Source organism: Rhodococcus sp. H29-C3 (assembly GCF_030063405.1).
Taxonomy (GTDB): Bacteria; Actinomycetota; Actinomycetes; order Mycobacteriales; family Mycobacteriaceae; genus Rhodococcoides.
This window is the reverse complement of the sequence record NZ_JASITC010000040.1, coordinates 1-5,548: the sequence shown is the minus strand read 5'-3', so window position 1 is coordinate 5,548 and position 5,548 is coordinate 1. Positions and strand designations below refer to the sequence as shown.

Here is a 5,548-nt window from a genome sequence, read left to right as displayed (position 1 = left end):
CGTTCATTGTCGCCGCTGACCGGCGTCTTGGTGGTGATGGCCATGGTGTGTGTCGATCCGTATCTCGCCCTGCATCAGGCCGGGTTGCTATGAACCAGTGGACTCACCTCACCCTGGCACGCAGGGCCCGGGCATTACTCATATCCAATGAATAGCCCACATATACGATGAGTGGTAGTATGTACATTACTGACCGTATGGACGGCGTTGTCTAATAAGCACCGCAGCACTGGTGCCGACTGTTGGGGGGAGCAGTGGTAGGCGATACGAATGCAGTGCGAGAGACGGTCCGGCGTGCATATGAGGTGTGTCCGGTAGAGGTAAGCATTGCTGTGCTTGGAGGATCGTGGAAGATGACTATCGTCAAGAACCTTCTAGACGGGCCCGTGCGCTACGGGGCATTAGGTCGCCTAGTGGGACCGGTCACCCCGCGAGTCCTTACTCGTCAACTTCGCGAACTGGAGAGTGACGGGATTGTCGAGCGCACGTCGTATCCTGAGGTGCCGCCGCGCGTCGAGTATTCATTGACCACTCAAGGAAAAGCGTTGGAGCCCTTCGTGAATTCCTTGAACGAGTGGGGGAAGCAGTACGCAGCGGAGGTTCTCCTTCCTGCGCTACAAGACCTCCGCTCGGTTAGCTAACCTCGATCCACCGACTGAGGTGATGCACTGTGGTCGATGACCGAATTGTGGGGTCGGGGTTTATCGGGCGTGTGTCGTCCGCTGGTCTATCCAGCGTCTCCACGATTGTCGTTGCCCGGGCCGAGTCGGTGTGTCGGTCAGGATCAGGCAGGCATGGGTAGAATGGACCCAATAATGTTGTGCCATAGTTGAATCCACGCATCGAGCCATGGCCACTGTCGCGGTAGGTGCAGTGTAGGTGCGCGCTGTGGCCATACGAAGCGGGTGGGAATGTTGACGATCTTCCGCCGTAGCGTCATCCCGCGGGCTTTTGCGTGCCGGCCGCTTGCCACGGTTCCAGCAGCGCGCAACAGGTTGTGCACGATTGCTGCCCACTGCACCCAGGCGGAGTTCGCGCCGAACGGTCCGTCGATCAGATCCGAGAACATGGTTTCGATGATCGTGTGTTGTTCCCGGTGAACGACATCGATGGTAGTCGTCGACAGGGTGTTGCTGGTGAAAACGGGTGATACCGCCACACCGGAAACAGTGCATCGCGATAGCGCGCGTCTTTGACCCGCCGGACGATCAACCGTGCAGAAACAGGATGGGCGGTGGAAGAGAAAGCGGTGAAAGCTGTTTTGGCGACTTCGGCGTCAGAAATCCAGCTGCCACTGTCGCGGTCGAGGACCGCTCCCGGATATCGCACGGGCATCCACGCAGTATCGGGGATGGAGTCGATGACTCGTTGGACGAGGCGGTTCTTGATCAGGACGAACGAGAACTCGACTCGGCCGTTGGATGCAGGCACGTGTGACGCGGTTGTTGCCGGTATGTTCGCCCATTCTTCCCGGTCAGCGACTTCTGTCCTACATATGCAGCTGACTGTTAATCAGTAATGTCAATTTCGGCAGTCTCGTCGGCTGGCATGCGGTCCAATCACTCAGTTGGATTTGCGCTCCGGTGCTTGTTTGCGAAGAAGCGAGCTTTCTTTTCGCGATTTCCACATGTATTCATGTCGCACCATCTGCGGGTGCGGCTTCTGCTGGTGTCGAAGAACGCGGCTTGACATGTGGGCGATGCGCAAAGGGCTATTCTGCCATCTCGTTCTCCAGAGACAATGCCAACCGCATCGCCTGCGATCACGCTCAGCGCATCTTCCACGGAGCCAGACGCAAGCTGCCACCGACGAACTCCCTCGGGTGCAAGAATGGGCCAGGCTCGCCCCCCGGCACTGGATGCATTGAGTATCTGCACCGCCGATAATGGGGGCGGTGCGCCGTTCGCGATTGACGTAGCAGCTGCATGAATGGATTCACGCAACCTATGGACATAGTCAAGCTGCAGTTGTGTGCAGTTCTTCACGGTGAGCCCGCTGACCTCAAACCAATCCATCAGTCTCGACGGCACTGGAATGCGCTCTACGGCAACGCCGCATCGCTCCGTCAGAGTCGCCGTGAAGCTGGTCGCAAGCACATCGCCAAGTCGAAACTCGGGGTATTGCTCAACAGGCATGAGAACCATCATAGCTGGTTGCACTCGCCAGGTCAACAATGGTAGAACCATCTATGCCAGTTCATCACCGTTGACCGAAGCTGGCCCAGCCGGCAAGCCTGAAATCGAACGCCCGCAACGTTTCAGACGAGTTCGACTACCTCATCACTACAAGCTGTATCTATCCCTCGCGCAACACGAACTGGAGGTAGCCCGCAGATGGTCGATCTGACAGTGCTGCTGGGTTTTGTCGCAATTGTGATGCTTTTCCTCGCTCCACCCGGGCCAGATATGGCTTACATGATCGCTGTGGGACTTGAAGGGGGCCGCGACGCCGCGTTAAAAGCCATCCTTGGCATCGGCACAGGCATGAGCATGTACGCCACCGCGGTCGTTGTAGGTCTCGGAAGAATTGCTCAAACGCACCCGGCGGCACTCGGCACCGTGAAGCTCTTCGGAGCAGGTTATCTTCTCTGGTTGGCGTACGGCACGATTCGCAACGCCAGCCAGTCGCTAACCAGCCACAGCAGAGTCGTGACCGACCGGTGGTACTGGCGCGGCCTGCTCGTCAGTGTTACAAACCCAAAAATAGTTCTCTTTTTTCTCGCTGTACTCCCACAGTTCATCGGGGCCGCGGATAACCCTGCGCTCCAAATGGCTCTTTTGGGCGCGATCGATGTACTCATTGAGGTAATACTCTACGGCGGTATCGGGTTACTAGCAGGCGTATTCCAATCTCGATTCATGGCATCCGAGAAGGCGACGTCCATACTCAACTACGCCGCCGGCGCTGTTTATCTTGGACTTGCCGCATCAATACTAGTCGAGCTCTCACGTTCTGTTTTTTCTCCGACATCGCCGACCATCGGGTGATCGCGTCTCTGACGAGGTGCCGATCCCTCGTTATCCTCCAAATATCGAAATCGATACTGAAAGGACGTGTTTGTAGTGTCTCAGGAGTTACAAAAAGCGCCAGTGATTCGCAAGGCAGTCTTGTTTCCATTGCTGCTGATACCGATGTTTCTCGGGGGCATGGACACAACGCTGTTCAATTCTATTGCTTATGACCTGCCAGTGCTGACGGACTCGTGGCGGCTGTGGTTCATTGATGGATATTCAATCGCTCTGGCCTCGAGCGTAGTGCTCGGGTCACGGTTGGGCGCGAGGATTGGCCCTGGCGTGACGTTGTCGGCTGGGTTGTTCGTATTTGCAATCGCGGGTGCCAGTCCAGCGTTGCTGGATTCACCTCTGTCCTGGACGGTGGCCCGATTTGTACAGGGGTTCGGCTACGCGTTAATGGTGTCGAGCGTCGCATCGGTCATCGGTGGTCTGCCGCAGACCAGGGAACGCACGTTGGCTTACTCGTTGTGGATCGCGGCAGGTAGCATAGGAGCTGGCGCCGGTCCGCTTCTCGGACGGATAGCAATCGATTTCAACGCCATTAGTTTACTCTTCTGGACACCAGCTGCCGCGGCATTAACTTGCGGAGTGTCGGCGTGGTTGTTGTTGCAGAAAATTCACTTAGGTCATGCCTCCTCGACTAATCTCGATGTCACTTCTTCTGTTTTGGCTTTTCTCGGATTTGGCTTGTTGATAGCAGGATTACAAAGTCACGTCGGGATACTTCTCCGCGTGCTGGCAGCCGCACTCGGGTGCGGCCTTCTGGCTCTCTTCTGGCAACGACAACGCCGATCTCAAGATCCTCTGATCGATGTGGGGATGCTAAGCTACTCACGCCTTGGCATTTGTGCGCTTGCAATTGTGTTTGGATATGCTTGCTACACCGGCTCGATTTATCTATTCAGCGCAAACTCTCATTCTCTTTGGTCGATCCTTCCGGTTTCCATCATGGCGCTGTGGGTCTCATTCGGAGGTTTCGCCTTCTCGAAGCTCCATACGAGATTCACCCCAGTCCGTCTGTTACAGCTGAGTTTGGGACTCTGCGCTGCAGGGTTGGTTTTGGCTGCTTTCGTTGGCCTGTGGGTGGCGGCTGTTCTAATAGGCCTCGGGGTGGGGGCAGCGAGCGCAGCAGGGGATTCTTATCTGCTTGGCAGCGTTTCGCCCAAAGATGTAGCACGTGCTGCGGCTGTCCAAGAGACCAGCTTTGCCGTTGGTGCCGCACTGGGTGTCGCCGGGTTCGGTGGCATATTCGCTGGGACAAACTCCGTGGTAGTGACCGCGCTTACAACGGCGCTCATCGTTGCTGTCATCGCATGGACGTTTCGCTACAACCGCGGGGTTATCACGGCGTGACCTAATAGAGCGGGACCCGCGATGAGATGCGCGAATGAAGCAGCCACTCCGTTGCTGGATATTGCCACAAGCACGTTCATCCGTGGAGCGTGTTAACTTGGCCTTAGAACGCGCGTTCGTAGTGCACGCCTAGCGCAATAAACACGTTTCGATTGTGTTTGAAGCACACCTCGTGTCCCACCACAGCTACTCGTACATGTGCCTCACGGCCACGCCCCAGCATCACGACCGCCAGGTCCGGGTTGCAGTCCATGGACACCGGCCGTGGGTCAATCACAAAACCGCCGATATGGCTATATTATGACATAATTGCAGTTCAAGGTGCCCTTTTTGATGTCACTCTCGAGTGACTGTACGCGGCCGTTCGGCGGTCGTCGATTCCGTACCGCCGCGAGGCGTGCCGTAGACGCCCGCACATTGAAGTGCGCCGCAGAAGCGTTCCTTCGCGAAGCTCATCGACCGTCTCGGGCACGATGTATTCGTCAGGTATTCCTGACGAACTCGACAGCTCATGGGTGCCGTCGGCAGTTGCCAGTACGGATCGCGGAGAATGCTTTCGGGCACAACCGATGTGTGGTGCGGAACCTCACTCATCGACACCAGCCACGACATTCGACCGAGCACACCTGCGACGTGGATTTGACGAATCATACAAATTTGTCACTGTGACGAAATGTTGGACGCGGCAAGCTAGGCGCGCCGACACCGCTGGCCGATCACTGATTCGATTCGGGTGGTCTCGCGTGTCGAGGTGCGCCGCGGCCCCGGAGGGCGGCCGGTGCCCATCTGGGCCAGCTCGCCGGTCCGACGAGTGCGCCGTGGGTGTACAGAGCGCACGGCCGGAACGGGGTGCGTGCGCTGCCGTTGTCGAACACCTCGACCAGGTCGGCGATGCCGATCGCTGCATCGAGATGGGTCCATAGTCGTTCGTATCGCTCCCGGATTTTCTGCTCCGGTACGTCATGTCCGCCGCGGCGTACCCTTTCGGCGACGCGCTGCACCGTCAGCTCGACCGGGACGATGATGATGTGCAGGTGAACGAGATAGCCGGCGGCCACGGCGTCGGAGACCAGCTGAACTTTGCTCGGATGCGAGAACACGGTTTCAGTGATGAACGAGCGCCTGTGGGCGATGTGGTCTCGACGTCGGGCTTCGGCGATCTGCGCTGCCTCGTACGCGTG

At 57.5% G+C, this 5,548-nt stretch carries 5 protein-coding genes and 1 pseudogene; 3 read left to right on the top strand and 3 right to left on the bottom strand.

Going from position 1 to position 5,548, the window contains the following annotated elements; all coding sequences use genetic code 11:
• Positions 1-275 precede the first annotated feature (275 nt).
• On the top strand, positions 276-641 hold the full coding sequence (locus QMK32_RS24965) for a winged helix-turn-helix transcriptional regulator (RefSeq protein WP_283478259.1): 366 nt from the start codon (positions 276-278) through the stop codon (positions 639-641).
• 143 nt (positions 642-784) lie between these two features.
• Here QMK32_RS24965 and QMK32_RS24960 read toward each other — a convergent pair.
• Positions 785-1,404 (bottom strand): annotated as a pseudogene (locus QMK32_RS24960) (transposase family protein); the annotation flags it as partial.
• A 155-nt stretch (positions 1,405-1,559) separates the two neighbouring features.
• Positions 1,560-2,135: a CGNR zinc finger domain-containing protein gene (locus QMK32_RS24955; RefSeq protein WP_283478258.1), complete on the bottom strand. Its 576-nt coding sequence runs from the start codon at positions 2,133-2,135 to the stop codon at positions 1,560-1,562.
• Positions 2,136-2,333: 198 nt separating this feature from the next.
• On the opposite strand from QMK32_RS24955, the gene QMK32_RS24950 reads away from it, so the two are divergent.
• Together QMK32_RS24950 and QMK32_RS24945 are read left to right on the top strand one after the other, a co-directional pair.
• Positions 2,334-2,987 carry a LysE family translocator gene (locus tag QMK32_RS24950; RefSeq protein ID WP_283478256.1) on the top strand — a complete coding sequence of 218 codons (654 nt, stop codon included), beginning with the start codon at positions 2,334-2,336 and terminating at the stop codon, positions 2,985-2,987.
• A 75-nt stretch (positions 2,988-3,062) separates the two neighbouring features.
• Positions 3,063-4,367 (top strand): MFS transporter, encoded by a 1,305-nt coding sequence (locus QMK32_RS24945; protein ID WP_283478255.1) that lies wholly within the window; start codon positions 3,063-3,065, stop codon positions 4,365-4,367.
• A 716-nt stretch (positions 4,368-5,083) separates the two neighbouring features.
• Here the strand turns inward: QMK32_RS24945 and QMK32_RS24940 are convergent.
• Positions 5,084-5,548, bottom strand: a 465-nt coding sequence (locus QMK32_RS24940; protein ID WP_283478254.1) for an ATPase, incomplete at its 5' end; no start/stop codon positions are given.